The organism is Bradyrhizobium sp. AC87j1, assembly GCF_002936975.1.
Lineage (GTDB): Bacteria > Pseudomonadota > Alphaproteobacteria > Rhizobiales > Xanthobacteraceae > Bradyrhizobium > Bradyrhizobium shewense.
Map to the genome: position 1 here is coordinate 14,667 of NZ_PTFE01000049.1, position 16,845 is coordinate 31,511.

15 protein-coding genes and 1 pseudogene are annotated in these 16,845 nt (G+C 66.1%); 8 read left to right on the forward strand and 8 right to left on the reverse strand.

The window, feature by feature from the left end; all coding sequences use genetic code 11:
* Positions 1 to 69 precede the first annotated feature (69 nt).
* Complete coding sequence (locus CV770_RS23540; protein WP_104464039.1) at positions 70 to 492, forward strand: winged helix-turn-helix transcriptional regulator; 423 nt, start codon at positions 70 to 72, stop codon at positions 490 to 492.
* On the opposite strand, the gene dprA is transcribed toward CV770_RS23540, so the two are convergent.
* Positions 489 to 1,631: a DNA-processing protein DprA gene (gene dprA, locus CV770_RS23545; RefSeq protein ID WP_104464040.1), complete on the reverse strand. Its 1,143-nt coding sequence runs from the start codon at positions 1,629 to 1,631 to the stop codon at positions 489 to 491. The two genes, CV770_RS23540 and dprA, sit on opposite strands and share 4 nt — an antisense overlap.
* A gap of 91 nt (positions 1,632 to 1,722) precedes the next feature.
* Here dprA and CV770_RS23550 point away from each other — a divergent pair, with 91 nt between their 5' ends.
* A complete protein-coding gene (locus tag CV770_RS23550) occupies positions 1,723 to 2,967 on the forward strand; it encodes an amidase (RefSeq protein ID WP_104464041.1) in 1,245 nt (414 codons plus the stop codon).
* On the opposite strand, the gene CV770_RS23555 is transcribed toward CV770_RS23550, so the two are convergent.
* The 4 genes from CV770_RS23555 to CV770_RS23570 form a co-directional block, all read right to left on the reverse strand.
* Positions 2,959 to 4,170: a patatin-like phospholipase family protein gene (locus tag CV770_RS23555; protein ID WP_104464042.1), complete on the reverse strand. Its 1,212-nt coding sequence runs from the start codon at positions 4,168 to 4,170 to the stop codon at positions 2,959 to 2,961. The two genes, CV770_RS23550 and CV770_RS23555, sit on opposite strands and share 9 nt — an antisense overlap.
* Before the next feature lie 195 nt (positions 4,171 to 4,365).
* Positions 4,366 to 4,962 carry a glycerol-3-phosphate 1-O-acyltransferase PlsY gene (gene plsY / locus CV770_RS23560; RefSeq protein WP_104464043.1) on the reverse strand — a complete coding sequence of 199 codons (597 nt, stop codon included), beginning with the start codon at positions 4,960 to 4,962 and terminating at the stop codon, positions 4,366 to 4,368.
* 47 nt (positions 4,963 to 5,009) lie between these two features.
* A complete protein-coding gene (locus tag CV770_RS23565; RefSeq protein WP_201760005.1) occupies positions 5,010 to 6,311 on the reverse strand; it encodes a dihydroorotase in 1,302 nt (433 codons plus the stop codon).
* 5 nt (positions 6,312 to 6,316) lie between these two features.
* A complete protein-coding gene (locus CV770_RS23570) occupies positions 6,317 to 7,264 on the reverse strand; it encodes an aspartate carbamoyltransferase catalytic subunit (protein ID WP_018321103.1) in 948 nt (315 codons plus the stop codon).
* A 198-nt stretch (positions 7,265 to 7,462) separates the two neighbouring features.
* Between CV770_RS23570 and CV770_RS23575 the strand changes: the two genes are divergently transcribed.
* The 3 genes from CV770_RS23575 to CV770_RS23585 are packed head-to-tail and all read left to right on the forward strand — an operon-like array spanning position 7,463 to position 10,679.
* The gene (locus CV770_RS23575; protein WP_104464045.1) at positions 7,463 to 8,227 is read left to right on the forward strand and encodes a M15 family metallopeptidase; all 765 of its coding nucleotides are present in this window, start codon (positions 7,463 to 7,465) and stop codon (positions 8,225 to 8,227) included.
* Positions 8,228 to 8,247: 20 nt separating this feature from the next.
* Positions 8,248 to 9,891: an acyl-CoA dehydrogenase family protein gene (locus CV770_RS23580; RefSeq protein ID WP_104464046.1), complete on the forward strand. Its 1,644-nt coding sequence runs from the start codon at positions 8,248 to 8,250 to the stop codon at positions 9,889 to 9,891.
* 23 nt (positions 9,892 to 9,914) lie between these two features.
* Positions 9,915 to 10,679 (forward strand): CPBP family intramembrane glutamic endopeptidase, encoded by a 765-nt coding sequence (locus CV770_RS23585; RefSeq protein WP_104464047.1) that lies wholly within the window; start codon positions 9,915 to 9,917, stop codon positions 10,677 to 10,679.
* Here the strand turns inward: CV770_RS23585 and CV770_RS23590 are convergent.
* A pseudogene (locus CV770_RS23590) lies at positions 10,676 to 11,598 on the reverse strand (AEC family transporter). The gene CV770_RS23585 and the pseudogene CV770_RS23590 overlap by 4 nt on opposite strands.
* A 3-nt stretch (positions 11,599 to 11,601) precedes the next feature.
* Complete coding sequence (ruvX, locus tag CV770_RS23595; RefSeq protein ID WP_104464048.1) at positions 11,602 to 12,087, reverse strand: Holliday junction resolvase RuvX; 486 nt, start codon at positions 12,085 to 12,087, stop codon at positions 11,602 to 11,604.
* Between the two features lie 45 nt (positions 12,088 to 12,132).
* Between ruvX and CV770_RS23600 the strand changes: the two genes are divergently transcribed.
* Both CV770_RS23600 and CV770_RS23605 read left to right on the forward strand, forming a co-directional pair.
* Positions 12,133 to 12,345: a hypothetical protein gene (locus tag CV770_RS23600; protein WP_104464049.1), complete on the forward strand. Its 213-nt coding sequence runs from the start codon at positions 12,133 to 12,135 to the stop codon at positions 12,343 to 12,345.
* A gap of 272 nt (positions 12,346 to 12,617) precedes the next feature.
* Positions 12,618 to 14,837: a DNA/RNA non-specific endonuclease gene (locus CV770_RS23605; RefSeq protein WP_104464050.1), complete on the forward strand. Its 2,220-nt coding sequence runs from the start codon at positions 12,618 to 12,620 to the stop codon at positions 14,835 to 14,837.
* 30 nt (positions 14,838 to 14,867) lie between these two features.
* Here CV770_RS23605 and CV770_RS23610 read toward each other — a convergent pair whose 3' ends face one another.
* Entirely contained in the window at positions 14,868 to 15,758 is an 891-nt protein-coding gene (locus tag CV770_RS23610; RefSeq protein ID WP_104464051.1) for a LysR family transcriptional regulator, read from the reverse strand.
* Positions 15,759 to 15,856: 98 nt separating this feature from the next.
* On the opposite strand from CV770_RS23610, the gene CV770_RS23615 reads away from it, so the two are divergent.
* Positions 15,857 to 16,831 carry an NAD(P)H-dependent flavin oxidoreductase gene (locus CV770_RS23615; protein ID WP_104464052.1) on the forward strand — a complete coding sequence of 325 codons (975 nt, stop codon included), beginning with the start codon at positions 15,857 to 15,859 and terminating at the stop codon, positions 16,829 to 16,831.
* Positions 16,832 to 16,845 lie beyond the last annotated feature (14 nt).

Below are 16,845 nucleotides of genomic sequence, written 5' to 3' on the forward strand. Positions count from 1 at the left end.
GTATAAGTTTGTAACCAGAGCTACATGAGTGACTATCGAAAATCCCGCAAGAACGCACTTTTTTGAGCCATGGGCACATCTTTGAAACTTGAGAACACCGGTTTTCCTGCGACGCCAAGGCCCGATCCAATGCCGCATCCCGACCATGCGGACTGCCGTGGTGTCGCCTCCGTACTGTCTCGCGTCGGTGACAAATGGAGCGTGTTCGTCATCATGATGCTGAGCGACGGGCCTAAGCGCTTCAACGAGCTGAAGCGCATGATCAACGGCATCTCGCAGCGCATGCTGACATTGACGCTGCGGGGGCTGGAGCGCGACGGCCTCGTTACGCGCACGATCTTCCCCACCATCCCGCCGCGGGTCGACTATGAGTTGACCGATCTCGGCCGTGGCCTCCAGCAGCCGGTGAAGGCGCTCGGCGAGTGGGCGATCGCGCATCAGCAGCAGATCGCGGCGGCGCGGACGAAGTTCGACGAGCGGAACGATCCCTAGATCAGCGACACCAACCCGCCGCCGTGACGCTCCAGCTTTCCGGCGAGCTCGAGCTCCAGCAGCACGGTGCGCACGATCGCAGGCGAGGCGCCGGACATCCGCACGAGATCGTCGATCGAGATGGGGGTGGGGCCGAGCAGGCCGGTGATCTGGTCGCGGTCGTGGCTTTGCGGATCGCTCTCGAACGGCTCGCTGTCGGGCTCGCTCGCGGGGTGCATCAGCGGCCGCTCCATGATCGGTGCGACAGCATTGATGATATCGGCAGCTTCGGTGACGAGGGTCGCGCCCTGCTTGATCAGATCGTTGGCGCCGGCGGCCCGCGGATCGAGCGGCGAGCCCGGCACCGCGAACACTTCGCGGCCCTGTTCGGCCGCCATGCGCGCGGTGATCAGCGAGCCCGAGCGGTGCGCCGCTTCCACCACGACGACGCCGAGCGAGGCGCCCGAGATCAGCCGGTTGCGGCGGGGAAAGTCGCGGGCGCGCGGCTCGTGGGAGAGCGGCATCTCGGAGATCGCAGCCCCCGCGTGGTCGAGGATCGCTGCGAGCAGGTCGCCATGCTCGGGCGGATAGATGCAATCATGACCGCCGGCGAGCACCGCGATCGTGCCGCTTGCGACACTGGCGCGATGTGCGGCCTGATCGACGCCGCGGGCGAGCCCGGAGATGACGATAAAGCCGGCTTCGCCAAGCTCGCGCGCCAGCAAGCCTGCGAATTTCAACCCGGCACCGGAGGCGTTGCGCGAGCCGACGATGGCGATCATCGGACGCATCAAGGTCTTCGTATCGCCGCGCACGGCGAGCAGCGGCGGCGCATCGTCGATCATTGCCAGCCGGGCCGGATAGCCGTCCTCGCCGGGCGCGCGCCAGGCGATGCCGAATTTGCGGCTCGCGGCGAGCTCGGCCTTGGCCTCATCCGCGCTGCAGATGCGCCCCGACCGCGCCGCGCCGCCGCGGCGCGCCAAGTCAGGCAGCCGCTCCAGTGCGGCGCGCGGGCTGCCGAAATGATCGACCAGCGAACGGAAGGTGCGCGGTCCGACATTGTCGGAGCGGATCAGCCGCAGGCGGTCGATCCGCTCAGCTTCGGTCAGCTCCACGCTCGGATTGATGGCGTCCACGGCGTCTCCTTGTGGGGGCAGCATGGAACAACCTGAGGGCGTTGCGCAACAGCGGCGTGCGCTTGCGCGACCTCGCCCCGATGCTAAAAGCGATGCCAATAAGAAGGATTTTGCCATGATCTCACTTGCCGACCTCCAGCGCCGCATCGAAGCCGGCGAGTTGTCGCCCGATGCCGCCATCGCCCAGTCGCATGCGGCGATCGAGGCCAAAGAGAAGGACGTCCACGCCTTCGTCCGACACGACAAGGCCGCGAAGGCGCAAAGCGCCGGCCCGCTGCGCGGCATCGCCGTCGGCATCAAGGACATCATCGACACCGCCAATATGCCGACCGAGATGGGCTCGGAGATCTATCGCGGCTGGCAGCCGCGCGCCGATGCGCCTGTTGTCATGATGCTGAAGCGGGCGGGCGCCACCATCATCGGCAAGACCACAACGACGGCGTTCGCCTCGCGCGATCCGACCCCGACGCTCAATCCGCACAATCTCGGCCATTCGCCGGGCGGCTCGTCCTCGGGCTCGGCGGCGGCCGTCGGTGCCGGCATGATCCCGCTGGCGCTGGGCACCCAGACCGGCGGCTCGGTGATCCGGCCCGCCGCCTATTGCGGGACTGCCGCGATCAAGCCGTCGTTCCGGATGCTGCCGACGGTTGGCGTCAAGTGCTACTCGTGGGCACTCGACACGGTCGGCCTGTTCGGATCGCGCGCGGAAGATCTCACGCGCGGACTATTGGCGATGACGGGCCGTACCGAGTTTTCCGGCATCGTTCCGGCGAAGGCGCCACGTATCGGCGTGGTCAGGCAGGAGTTTGCCGGCGCCGTGGAGCCGGCGGCCGAGGAGGGCTTGCAGGCCGCGATCAAGGCTGCGGAACGTGCCGGTGCCAGCGTGCAGGCCATTGATCTGCCGGAGGCGGTGCAGGAGGCCTGGCGCATCCATCCCATCGTCCAGGAATTCGAGGCGCATCGCGCATTGGCCTGGGAGTTTTCGGAGCGTCACGACGAGATCGCACCGATGTTGCGTGCAAGCCTCGATGCCACCGCGCATCTGACGCCGAAGGACTATGACGAGGCACGCCGGATCAGCCGTCGTGGCCGCCGCGAGCTCGGCGAATTGTTCGAGGGCTTCGACGTGCTCCTGACCTATTCGGCGCCCGGCACGGCACCGGCCAAGGAGCTCGCGACGACAGGCGATCCCCGCTACAATCGGCTCTGGACACTGATGGGCAATCCTTGCGTCAACGTGCCGGTGCTGAAGGCGAGTGGCCTGCCAATCGGCGTGCAGGTGATCGCGCGCTTCGGGAACGATCCGGTCGCACTCGCGGCGGCGTGGTTCCTGGAGAACGCGCTGGCGAAATCAGGTTAGCGCGGGTTCGGAAGCGACAAGGGATTGTGCGGGCGCAGAGAGCGGTGCGCCGACCTTTGCATCTTGCCCGAGCCAGCGCTCGGCGGCTGCGCGACCGCTTCGGTGCAGCAGGCGAATGAAGCCGCGGCCGAGATCGGTGGACGAACGTTGGGCCAGGCCGTCAACGGAATCTTCCGCCGCGATCCTGGTGAGGCGCAGCGACGGCGCGGCATGCGCCTGCGTCCAGGCGATCGCCGCCATCTCGGCATTGAGGGCGGCGTTGGCCGCGATCTGGTCGAGCCGGCGATCGATCGCGGCGAGCGTGATCGGCACGTAGCTGTCGCGCGCCGGCGTGACCTGGACGAGCAGGACGTCGGACGTCGACGTCTCCTGCGCCAGCCGCAGCAAGGGTGGATTGCCGCCAAAGCCGCCGTCCCAATAGGCTTCGCCCTCGATCTCGACGGCGCAGTGCACCAAGGGCGGACAGGTCGAGGCCAGCGCGACATCGGCGGTGATGGCGTCGTTGCGGAAGATCTGCTGCTGCCCGTCGCGGATCCGTGTCGCCGCGATCAGGAGTTTCGGGCAGTCCGGATTGAGCAGCGCGGCGAAATCGATGTCGCGCGATAGCGCCTGCCGCAGCGGATCGAGATCGAAAGGATCGAACTGGCCGGAGCGCAGCGTCGGACCGAACGCGACCGAGCTTCCCGCCGGGGAAAAGCCGCCGACCAGCATCAGCGAGCGGAACGAGGCCTCGTGCATCAGGCGGAGCCAGAACCGGCTCAGCCGTGCCCGAGCAGCTTCGCGGCCGCCTTCGGCAAGGCCAGAGGCGAGCAGGAGTGCATTGATGGCGCCGGCGCTGGCGCCGCTGATGGTGTCGACCTCGATCGGCTCTTCCAGCAGCCGCTCCAGCACGCCCCAGGTGAAGGCGGCAAAGGTGCCGCCGCCCTGCAGCGCGAGCGAGAGCTTTCGCGGCGGCCATTGGCCGGCGGGCAGCTGCGCACGCGCAACGGGCGCGGTCGTGGTCACCACCTCGGCCGTCACAGGCGCTTGCGCGATCGGATCAGGCTGCGACGTTGGCGGCAGGATGGGAGGAGGCTCTGGCGCGGGAGGCGGCGAGGGCGCATCGGACCAGATGTCGGTGGTCGAGAGCAGACGGCTTGCCGCGGTGCGCACCGCACCTCGCGAACCAACCCCGTCATGCGCGCCGACAATCTTCTCGCTCATTCTGAGCAACCGCGTAACCCATTTCCGCTGTCAGGATGACAGGCCGGAATCCGCTCGCCAATACAACCGTGATTCGGCCGTCATTTGCGAACAGGAACTGACATATAATCCAGCAGAGGTGCCTAGGTATCCGTAGATGCCCGGCTGTGGACACTCGTTTGACGCGAACCGGAATCCGCTTCGCTCCAAAACGCTCTACGCCTTCTCGCCGATCCGGCTTTCCTTGCCGGTCTGCAAACGCTTGATGTTCTCGCGGTGCGCATAGAACAGCAGCAGCGTCAGCAGCGCCGTCAGCGCCGACAAGGCGAGATGCCCGAACCACCACAGGAACATCGGCGTGACGAACGCCGCCACCAGGGCGGAGAGCGAGGAGTAGCGGGTGGTGAAGGCGGTCGCCAGCCAGATCAGGCAGAACACGACGGCGCCAGGCCAGAACAGGCCGAGCAGGATGCCGATATAGACGGCCACGCCCTTGCCGCCGCGGAACTTGAGCCAGACCGGGAAAAGATGGCCGAGGAACGCGCCGAGCCCGGCCACCATGGCGGCATTGGGTCCTGCGATGTAGCCGGCGATCACCACGGCCACGGTGCCCTTGAGCGCGTCGAACAGCAGGGTGCCCGCGGCAAGGCTCTTGCGCCCGGTGCGCAGCACATTGGTGGCGCCGATGCTGCCGGAGCCGATCGAGCGGATATCCTGGGTGCCGGCGAGCTTGGTCAGGACCAGCCCGAACGGGATCGAGCCGAGGAGGTAGCCGATGATGAAGGCCACCGGCAGAAATGCTTCAAGCCCCATGGCGGCAGCTCCAAAGGCCCGACTTCCGAGCCGAACGATTGCGCACATCAGACATGTTCGTAGACCGTGCGTCCGCCGACAATGGTGCGCACCACGCGGCCTGTAAAGCGGGCCTCGTCGAACGGGGTGTTCTTGCAGGGCGATTTGAGGTCGGCGGGATCGACCACCCAGGGCACATCTGGGTCGATCACGATGACGTCGGCCGGGCTGCCTGCACGCAGGGTTCCGCCAGGCAGGCCGAGCAGCTCTGCCGGCCGGGTCGACATCGCCCGGACCAGCGTCTTCAGGTCCAGCTCGCCATTGTGCACGAGGCGCAGGCCGGCGGGCAGCATGGTTTCGAGTCCAACGGCGCCCGGTGCGGCTTCGGCGAACGGCAGGCGCTTGACCTCGACGTCCTGCGGGTTGTGGTCGGACATGATGACGTCGAGGAGGCCGGAGGCGATTGCGGCCACCAGCGCGCGGCGGTCGTCCTCCGTCCGCAGTGGCGGCGACAGTTTCAGGAACGAGCGGTAGGGGCCGATGTCGTTCTCGTTCAGCGCAAGATGGTTGATCGAGACCGAGGCGCTGACGGCGAGCCCGGCGTCGCGGGCGCGCTGGAGGATCTCGAGGGAATCGATGCAGGTCAGCGAGGCCGCGTGATAGCGGCCGCCGGTCAACGCCACGAGGCGCATGTCGCGTTCGAGGATCACGGCCTCGGCAGCATTCGGGATGCCCATCAGGCCGAGCCGCGATGCGAACTCGCCCTCGTTCATCACGCCTTCGCCGACGAGATCGGGGTCCTCGGTGTAGTGCACGATCAGCGCGTCGAAATCGCGCGCGTAGGTCAGCGCGCGGCGCATCACCTGCGCATTGGTCACGCTTCTGACGCCGTCGCTGAAGGCGACGGCGCCCGCGGCCTTGAGCAGGCCGAACTCGGTCATCTCATCGCCGTGCATGCCCTTGGTGAGGGCTGCCATCGGCTGGATGTTGACGATCGCGGTGTCGCGGGCGCGGCGCATCACGAAGTCGACGGTCGCCGAATTATCGATCACCGGAGAGGTGTCGGGCTGGCAGATGATCGTGGTGATGCCGCCGGTCGCGGCCGCCTGGCTCGCAGTGGCAAAGGTCTCGCGATGGCTGAAGCCGGGCTCGCCGACGAAGGCGCGCATGTCAATCAGGCCGGGCGCCACGATCTTGCCGGAGCAGTTGACGATGTCGGTTCCTTCGGGGACGCCGGCCGCGCCGATGCCGCGGCGGGTCTCGCGGATGGCGCCGTCGGCGATGAGGACGTCGCCGACACCGTCGAAATCCCGGGAGGGATCGACGACGCGGGCGTTGGCGAGCAGGATGGGGCGGCGATCGGTCAACATCGGCATCACGCGTTCGGCAGGTTACGGGCGAGCGCTTCCAGCACCGCCATGCGCACGGCCACCCCCATCTCCACCTGTTCGCGGATCAGGGACTGAGCGCCGTCGGCCACAATCGAGTCGATCTCCACGCCGCGGTTCATGGGGCCCGGATGCATCACCAGTGCGTCGGGCTTGGCGTAGGCGAGCTTCTTCTGGTCGAGCCCGAAATAGTTGAAGTACTCGCTGGATGACGGCACGAAGGAGCCGTTCATACGCTCGCGCTGCAGCCGCAGCATCATGACGATATCGGCGCCGTTGAGCCCCTCGCGCATGTCGCGCGCGACCTCGACGCCCATCCGCTCGATGCCCGGCGGCAGCAGCGTGGTGGGGCCGACCACGCGGACGCGGGCGCCCATCGTGTTGAGCAGGATGATGTTGGAGCGGGCGACGCGCGAATGCAGCACGTCGCCGCAGATCGCGACCACGAGCCCCTCGATCCGGCCCTTGTTGCGACGGATGGTGAGCGCGTCGAGCAGGGCCTGGGTCGGATGCTCATGGGCGCCGTCGCCGGCATTGATCACGGAACCGTCAACCTTGCGCGCCAGCAGTTCCACCGCGCCGGAGGCATGATGGCGCATCACCAGGATGTCCGGGTGCATCGCGTTCAGCGTCATCGCGGTGTCGATCAGCGTCTCGCCCTTCTTCATGGACGAGGAGGACACCGACATGTTCATGACGTCCGCGCCGAGCCGCTTGCCCGCGAGTTCAAACGAGGATTGGGTCCGGGTGGAGGCCTCGAAGAAGAGGTTCACCTGCGTCCGTCCCCGCAGGACGGTGCGCTTCTTGTCAACCTGGCGGTTGAGCTCGACATATTCTTCGGACAGGTCGAGGAGGCCGGTGATGTCGGCCGCGGAAAGGCCCTCGATGCCCAGCAAATGCCGGTGGCCGAGGACGAAGGTCGATTTCGATGTCATTAAAACGAGAGCTATAGGCGCGGATGGATGAGGGGGCAAGGGCCAAAGCCGGGGCGGTGAGTTATCCCCTGATCTGTCCGTCCCGACGCTGCGGCGTGGCCTCTCCGTCATGCCCGGGCTTGTCCCGGGCATCCACGTTCTTCTATCGCATTTGACGCAAAAAGAACGTGGATGGCCGGGATAAACCCGGCCAGGACGATGTGGGGGCATTTCGTGAAAACAATCCTGACTGTGCTCTTGGCTGCAGCAACAATCTCCTCCGCCCACGCCCAATCGCTCCCCGGCGGCTTTGTTTATCTGCGCGAGATCGATCCCGCCATCATCCAGGACATCCGCTACGCCACCTCGAACAATTTCGTCGGCCGGCCGCTCGCCGGCTACAATGCCGGTGAATGCGTGGTGAAGCGCGAAGTCGGGCTGCGGCTGAAGGCGGTTCAAGAGGAGCTCGCGGCGCAAAATCTCTCGCTCAAGATGTTCGACTGCTACCGGCCGGCGCGGGCCTCGCTCGACATGGTCAAGTGGTCGCAGAACGGTCACGAGAGCGCCGCCGAGCGGCGCTACAATCCCAAAATTCCCAAGACCGAGCTGTTCCGCCTCGGCTACATCGCGAGCCGGTCGCAGCATTCGACGGGCGCCGCGCTCGATCTCACTTTGGTCGATCTCAAAGCCGACAACGCCGCCAAATACGATCCGGCAAAGACCTATGCCGATTGCACCGCGCCGGTCGAAGCGCGCGCGCCGGAAGGCAGCGTCGACATGGGCACCGGCTACGACTGTACCGATGCCAAGGGCCATACCGCGGCACCGGCGATCACCTCCGAGCAGCGCATCTGGCGCAAGCGGCTGGTGGCTGCGATGACCAGGCAAGGCTTTGTGAACTATTCGAAGGAGTGGTGGCATTTTTCCCTGCCGGGGGCCGGTGGGGCAGCCTATGATTTCCCGATCCAGCCGCGCCGGAACTGATTCCGCGCCGAGGAAGCACCATGACCCAGCCGAGCTTTGCGACCCACGAGGTCTTAAACCAGTCGCCGCCGTTCGAGGATATCGACCTGTTCACTGTCGATCGGCCGCTGGTCGATGCGGTGAAGGCCAATGGTGGTGCGGCGGCGGAACGCGAGCTGTCCGAGTTCGGCAAGCAATGGGGCTCGGCTGCGATGGCCGATCGCGGGCGCGTCGCGAACGAGAATACGCCGAAGCTGCGCACCTTCGACGCCAAAGGTAATCGCCGCGACCAGGTCGAGTTTCACCCGGCCTATCACGAATTGATGGCGCACAGCGCCCATGCCGGCGTGCACAATTCGACGTGGACCGCGGACGGCAAACCTGCGGGCGATGCCGCCGAAGTCATTCGTGCGGCAAAATTCTACATGGCCGCCCAAGTCGAGACCGGCCATCTCTGTCCGATCACGATGACCCGCGCCTCGGTCGGTGCGCTGGCGATGCAGCCGGACCTGCTCGGCAAGGTGATGCCGGTGCTGTCGACCCGGAGCTACGACCCGAGCTTTGCGCCGTGGTGGCAGAAGCGCGGCATGACGCTCGGCATGGGCATGACCGAGAAGCAGGGCGGCACCGACGTGCGCGCCAACATGACGCGCGCGGTGCGCGAGGGCGAGGCTTATCGCATCACCGGCCACAAATGGTTCATGTCGGCGCCGATGTGCGATGCGTTCCTGGTGCTGGCGCAGGCGGACGGCGGGCTGACCTGTTTCTTCATGCCGCGCTTCGCGCCGGATGGTTCGGTGAATGCGATCCAGTTCCAGCGCTTGAAGGACAAGCTCGGCAATCGCTCCAATGCCTCGTCCGAGGTCGAGTTCGTCGGTGCCTACGCCGAACGGGTCGGCGAGGAGGGCAAGGGCATCCGCACCATCATCCAGATGGTGCAGCTGACGCGGCAGGATTGCGCGATCGCCTCCGTCGGCCTGATGCGCTCGGGGCTCGCGCATGCGCTGCATCACGCCCGTTACCGCAGCGTGTTCCAGAAGCATCTGGCCGACCAGCCGCTGATGCAGGCGGTGCTGTCGGACATGGCGCTGCATGTCGAGGCGAGCACGGCGCTGGTGATGCGGCTCTGCCGCGCCTTCGACCGCACGCCGCGCGACGCGGCGGAGGCCGCCTATATGCGGCTCTTGACGCCCGCGATCAAATACTGGACCTGCAAGAGTGCGCCGCCGTTCCTCTATGAGGCCATGGAATGCCTCGGCGGTAACGGCTATGTCGAGGACGGCATTCTGGCGCGGCACTACCGGGAATCGCCGGTCAACGCGATCTGGGAGGGCTCCGGCAACGTGATGTGCCTCGACGTGCTCCGGGCGCTCTCGCGCGAGCCGGAGGCGGCGACGGCTGTGCTGCAATCGCTTGCGGCCGAGACGAAGGGCTTGCCCGGCGCAGGCGAGACGGCCACCTTCATCGGCAAGACTTTCCGCCGCGCCGATGGCGAGCGCGTCGCGCGTCTCGCCGTCGAGAAGCTGGCGCTGCTGGCTGCGGCTGCGGCTCTCAACGGTGTTTCCCCGCGCAATGCCGAACTGTTCGCGAGCACGCGTCTTGCGGCCAATCACGCCAGCATGTACGGCGCCGTGGAGCTGGAGAACGGCGACGTGCGCGCGCTGCTGGAGCGGGCGCTGCCGTGAGTCTTCCTAACGAAAGCCTCCTGATGGATTCCCTCAATCCCGACCATCCGTCGCTGACTGTGACGCCTGCGCCGCCGCGCGTCTGGATGTTCTTGGGCACCGCGCTGTGGGGCCTCTTCGTCTTCGTCGCGATGTTCGTCGGGCAGATCGGCGCCGTCGTCCTGCTGGCGGTGCAGCGTGGTCTTCCCATGGACTTCGCCTCGATCCAGCTCGTCGGCAGCGAGCCCCAGACGCTCGCGCTTTCGGTCATCATGGGCCTGCCGGCGACGCTCCTGGCGGTGTGGCTCGCCATCCGCATCAAGAAAGCCTCCTTCGTCGACTATCTCGCGCTGCATTGGCCGTCCTGGAAGCAGCTCCTATTCGGTGCGGTCGGCCTCATCCTGCTTGTGCTGGTCTGGGAGACGATGTCGCGCGCGCTCGGCCGCGAGGCGACGCCGGGGTTCATGACCGATTTGTTGAAATCGGGCCGCGACAAGGGCGCGGCGCTGCTGCTGCTGTTCGCCTTCAGCGTGGCTGCGCCGATGTCGGAGGAGATCCTGGCGCGGGGCTTCCTCTTTCGCGGCTGGTCGGCGAGCTTCCTGCGCGTGCCCGGCGCGATCCTGCTGTCGTCGCTGGTCTGGACGGTCGTGCACCTGCAATACGACATGTACTTCCTCGCCGAAGTCTTCACCATCGGCCTGTGGTTCGGCTACATGCGCTATCGCGCGAATTCGCTCTGGCTCACCATCGTGCTGCACGCGCTGAACAATCTGACCGCGGTGGTCCTGACGATGTGGCTGGGGAGCTAAGCTGCCAGCGCGATCGCGATCGGCATCGTGATCGCCGCCAAAATCGTCTGCAGCGTGATGATCTGCGCCAGCAGCGGAGCATCGCCGCCCATCTGGCGCGCCATCACATAGGCGCTGGACGAGGTCGGCACCGCCGCGCAGATCGCCACGATCGCGCGGCTGTCGCCTGATAGCCCGAACCAGAGGGCAAGCGCCAGCGCCAGTGCAGGCATCAGCGCGAGCTTGAAGACGACGCCGATGGCCGCGGCCAGGCTTGGACGCAAGAGGCCTTCGAGATGCAGGCCGGCGCCGGTGACGAGCAGGCCGATCGCGAGCGAGGAGCGGCTGAGCGCGTCTGCCACCTCGTGCCAGAGTTTTGGCAACGGCAGGTGGGTGACGTTGACGAAGAGCCCGATCGCGCAGGCCCAGATCAGGGGATTGCGATCACCGTCATGACGATGGTCCGCGCTGACTGCTTCTCCGGCGCGGCATAATGGGCGAGCACCACGACGCTCAACACATTGACGAGGGGAATGATCGCGACCATCGCCACGGAGGCGAGCGCCAGTCCGACATCGCCGAACATGTTGGCGGCCACCGACAGCCCGACGAAGGTCTGCCAGCGTGTCGCGCCCTGGAAGATCGAGGTGAAGGCGGGCCCGTCGATATCGAGCCGGGCCAGGGCAGGGCGGAGCGCGAGGCAGAGCAGCGACATCGCCAATGCCGACAGCAGCAGCGCGCCGCCGACACCGGCGACCGGCACCTTGGAGAGGTCGGCCTTCACCAGCGTCTGGATCAGCAGCATCGGAAACAGCACGAAATAGGTCAGCCGCTCCAGCCCGTGCCACTGCGTGTCGAGCCGCATCAGGCTGCGCTTCAGCACGATTCCGAGCACGATGAGGATGAAGACCGGCAGCAGCGCCGCGATCACGACGGCCATCGGTCAGGCGGTCCCTGGACGGAGATTGGCGAGGCGGTCGAGCGCGCCCTGCAGGATGAAGATCGCGGCGTGCTCGTCGATCACCTCGGCGCGCTTGGCGCGGCTGACGTCCATGCCGATCAGCTCGCGCTCGACCGCCGCGGTCGAGAGACGCTCGTCCCACAGGCCGATGGGGAGGGGTGTGAGCCCGGCAAGATTGCGGGCGAAGGCGCGGGTGGATTGCGCGCGCGGACCCTCGCTGCCGTCCATGTTGATGGGCAGGCCGAGCACGAAGCCGACCACCCTGCGCTCGGCCGCGATCGCGAGCAGCCGGGCGGCGTCCTGCTTGAACTGCTTGCGCTGGATCGTCTCGACGCCGGTCGCAAGCCGCCGGTCCGGATCGGATACGGCAACGCCGATGGTCTTGGTGCCGAGGTCGAGCCCGACCAGCGCGCCGCGCGCGGGCCAGTGGGTTGCAGCATCGATGAGGGGCAGGATAAGAGCCGGCATGCGTAGCGCATATCACGCGTCGCGCCGCGGAGTGAACCCGGAACAATGGATGCGCTGACATTATTCGGCCTGTTCGCCGTCACGGCGATGCTGGTCAGTTACGCCCTGGAAGATCGCAGCCATTGGTTCGTGCTGCTGTTCGCCGCATCCTGCGGGCTCGGCTCGGCCTACGGTTTTCTGCAGGGCGCCTGGCCGTTCGGGCTGGTGGAAGCGATCTGGGCCGTCGTGGCGCTGCGGCGGTGGCAGCTGAAGCCGTAGATGATCCAGCGGCAGCAAGCAGCGCGCGAAATCGTGATGCGCGGGCGCATCGATCATTTGTGGGAAATCTCACACTGGTGACATTGCAGACCATGGCATGATGCCGGTGGTTGCGTGGCAGGAGATGTGCAGGTCTAAAGTAGTGTGGGGCGGAGCCCCCGATTTCCAGAACGATCGGCAGCGATCGGCCATCCGGCCCGCGCTGCAACTTCGCGCAGATTTTTTCAGGCGCTCACCAGGTCCAATATTCGCCAATCATTTGAGAGGTCACGATGCTCATCAAGCCAAGCCTGATCGCGGGCTCAGAAAGGCGATTCAAGCAAGCCGAGTTCTCACCCGATGCCCTGAACCGGAAACTGGGCGACGGTCCGATCGAGATGACCGTCGAGAAGATGCGCGTGCGCCAGCGCCAGCTGTTGGCCGAGACGCAGGACGTGGAGAAGGCCGAGATCGGCCTGGAGCGGATCATCCAGGGCAATGATCTCGACAGCATCAACTATCTCGCCAAGGGGACTGCGGCCTCGCGCTCGGTCTGCCGCATTCAGCTCAGGGATCTCAAGTCGAACCTGCTCGGCTACGGCTCGGGCTTTCTGATCGGGCCGGGCCTGCTGCTGACGAACCATCATGTCTTCGGCAAGCCGGCCGACGCCGCCAATTCGATCGCCGATTTCAACTACGAGCTCGACGTCTCCGGACAAGAGCGTGTGCCGGTGCGGTTCGGCTTCGAGCCGGGCAAATTTTTCTACACCAATGACAGGCTGGATTTCTCGGTCGTCGCGGTGGCGCCGACCTCGCTGTCGGGCCACGAGGAGCTCGAGGATTGGGGATGGTTGCCGCTCAGCGGAGCGCCCGGCAAGGCAGACCCCGGCGAGTACCTCACCATCGTGCAGCACCCCAGCGGGCAGATGAAGCAGGTCTGCGTCCGCGAGAACAAGCTGCTCAAATATGTCGGCGACTTCCTCTGGTACAACACCGATACGACGGCGGGATCGTCGGGCTCGCCGGCGTTCAACCGCTTCTGGCAGGTGGTCGGGCTGCATCACAGCGGCGTTCCCCGGAAGGATTCGCAAGGCCGCACCCTGGCCAAGGACGGCAAGGTGTGGAAGCCGTCGATGGATGAATCCCTGATCGACTGGATCGCCAATGAAGGCATCCGGATCAGCGCGATCGTCGCCGATCTCAAGGTCGCCGTCGGCTCCCATCCCTTGATCAGGCCGGTGCTGGACGAGGAAGAGCCGCCGATCCGGCTCGAGGTCGAGAAGGTCAGCGCGCCGGTCGCCGCGCCTGCTTTCGGCGCCAATGTCTGGGTCGAGCAGTCGCTCGACGGGACCTCGCTGGTGGTCCCGATCCGCGTGCCGCTGCCGATGTTCAGGAAGGACATTCCGTTCGCTCCGCTGGCACCCGTGCCGGGCCCGGCTGGGGGCAACGGAGGGGCGCAGAACGGCGGTATGCCGAACGGCGGCAAGCCGTTGATCGCTCCGCCGGCCGGCCTCCTGCCTCGCATCAGTGCGAACGGCCTGCCCATGGAGGCCGTGCATATCGATCAGAGCACGCTGAAATCGCGTCCTGGATACAAGGCGAATTTTCTCGGCACCGGTAAATTCTCGGTGGCCCTGCCGAAGATTCCGGCCGCTCTGAAGTCCCGGATCGCGACGCTGAAGGGGAGCTCCAGGCAGTCCGAGCTGAAATATTTCAACTACAGCGTCGTCATGAACAAGGAGCGCCGGCTCGCCTTCTTCAGCTGTGTCAATATCGACGGCGGGCAGCAACAGGACGTCGGCAAGCGCGAAGGGGATTCCTGGCTGCGCGATCCGCGCATCGACGACGATGCCCAGATCGGCGACGAGTTCTACCGCAAGCAGGCCACCTTCGAGGCGGACCGCAGTAAGAACCCGTTCGATCGCGGTCATCTCGTGCGCCGCCTCGATGCGACCTGGGGCGACACCGTCGCCGCGGCCAAGCAGCATGGCGACGATTCCTTCCACTTCACCAATTGCTCGCCGCAATTCTTCTCGTTCAACCAGGGCAAGCAGCTCTGGGCGGGCCTGGAGGATTACACGCGCGATGTCCTGCTCGAAGGCGAGGAGAAGGGCATCGTCATGAATGGTCCGGTGTTCGACGGGCCGGATGCCGATGGATCCGATCTGCCCAATCCGACCGGGCGGCCGCACAAGGATCCGAGCTTCGGCGGCGTTCAGATCCCGAAATATTTCTGGAAGATCCTGATCCGGCGCAACGAGGATGACGACGCGCTCAAGGCGGCGGCTTTCCTGATGAGCCAGCGAAAGCTGGTCATGGAGATCGATCGCATCCAGGAGGCGGATCTGCGCGAAAAGATGTCGGAGGAGGATGTCAGTATCTTCCAGGTCTCGATCGCGGACCTTGCGAAATTGACCAAGCTCGATTACGGCAATCTCACTGATGCGGATTCGCACGAGGCGACCTCAGTCGGCCCGCGGCGGATCGAGTCCTATGAGGACATTCGACTCTAGAACAGCGCGGCCTGACGCGGCGTCACCGCGTCAGGCTGCGATGACGTCCTCGTCCTGCTTCAGGCACGCGGCAAAGCCGCCGAGCGCGCTGGATTGATTTCCGGCGCGACGCTGGATGAAGAGGGTCTCGACGCGCGCGTGCGTGGCGCTCAGCGTGTGGATCGAGACGCTGCCGTTCATGGCGCTGCGTTCGACGACGGCACGCGGCAGCAACGTCACGCCCATGTCGGCGGCGACGCAGCCGATCATGCCGTCGAGCGTGCCGAGCTCGAAGCGCGCGGCTGACGGCCAGCCAAAGTCGACGAAGATCTGCTCGAGCCGTTGGCGGTAGGTGCAGCCGGTGCGGAAGACCAGCGCAGTCGGGCCGGATTCCGGCGTGCCGGCGCGCAGCTCGGCAAGCGAGGTCCAGCGCCGCGCGCTGACCAGCACCAGCTCCTCGCGGAACGCGCTCGTCGCGGTGAGGTCGGCATGCGCGATCGGGCCCGCGACGAAGGCGCCGTCGAGCGCACCTTCGAGCACGGCTGCGACGAGGTCGGCCGTGGTCGCCGTGCGCAAGGAGAGCCGCACGGCGGGGAAGCGGCGGTGGAAATCGGCGAGCAGCGGCGGCAGCCGTACCGCCGCTGTCGTTTCCATCGAGCCGATCGCAAGCGGTCCCTTCGGCTCGCCATCGTCGCGCGCCGCAAGCACGGCCTCGCGCGACAGCGCCGCCATCTTTTGAGCGTAGGGGAGGAGGCGCTTGCCGGCGCCGGTCAACGTCATGCCACGGCTATGGCGTTCGAACAGGGGCGTGCCGATCTCCGCCTCCAGCGCCTTCACGCGCTGGGTAACGTTGGATTGCACCGTGTTGAGCTCTTCGGCGGCGCGGGTGATGCCGCCGGTGCGGGCAACAGTGGCAAAGGTCTGGAGATCGATGAGTTCCATGGCGCCGTTTCGGGTTTGAGATGGTAGCGTTCGCAACAATTCAATTTTCGAGAATGCTAATCGCGCTTACTCTCGCTGTCCAGATCGGGGGAGGGGCCATGCCCATTGCGACACCGCTGACCACGCTGCTTGAGATCAGCCATCCCGTCCTGCTGGCGCCGATGGATGTCATCGCGGGCAGCCGTCTGGTCGCGGCCGTGAGCGGCGCCGGCGGGTTTGGCATTCTGGGCGGCGGCTATGGCGAGAGGACGTGGCTGGAGCGGGAGACCGCGAAGCTCGCTTCGCTGTCCGCGCCGTTTGGGATCGGCTTCATTACCTGGAGCCTCGCCAAGCGGCCCGAGCTTCTCGACATCGCGCTCTCCGCAAAGCCGTCCGCGATCATGCTCTCGTTCGGCGATCCCGCGCCGTTCGCAACGAAGATCAAGTCGGCTGGCGCGCGTCTGATCTGCCAGGTGCAGGACGAAGCGATGGCGCGGCAGGCGCTCGAAGCCGGCGCCGATATCCTGATCGCGCAGGGGACGGAGGCGGGTGGTCACGGCGCCTCCCGCACCACGGTCGATCTCGTGCCCGCAATCGTAGATCTTGCCGCGGGCGTGCCGGTGGTTGCGGCCGGGGGCATCGCCGATGGGCGTGGGCTTGCTGCGATGATGATGCTGGGCGCGAGTGGCGTGCTGCTTGGCACGCGCTTCTATGCGAGTGAGGAGGCCGATGGTGCACAGGAGGCCAAGCGGCGCATCTGCGCGGCAAGCAGCGGCTCGACTGTGCGCGGCATCATCTTCGATCTCTCCCGCAACAATGTCTGGCCGGCGCCGTTTACCGGGCGGTGTCTGGTCAATGATCATGCCCGGCGCTGGAGTGGTCGCGAAGTCGAGTTGATGCAGAATGTCGCTGGGGTCGCGGCGGATTATGCCGCGGCCAAGGCAGCCGGCAATTTCGACCTCGCCGCCGTGATCGCAGGTGAGGCGGTCGGCCTGATCCATGATATTCCGCCGGCAGCGGAAATTGTCGAACGCATCGCGAGCGAGGCTGAGCAACTCCTGGCCGGTCGTCGCAACTCCATCGTGTCCGCCTGAACTGCGAGAGAGAA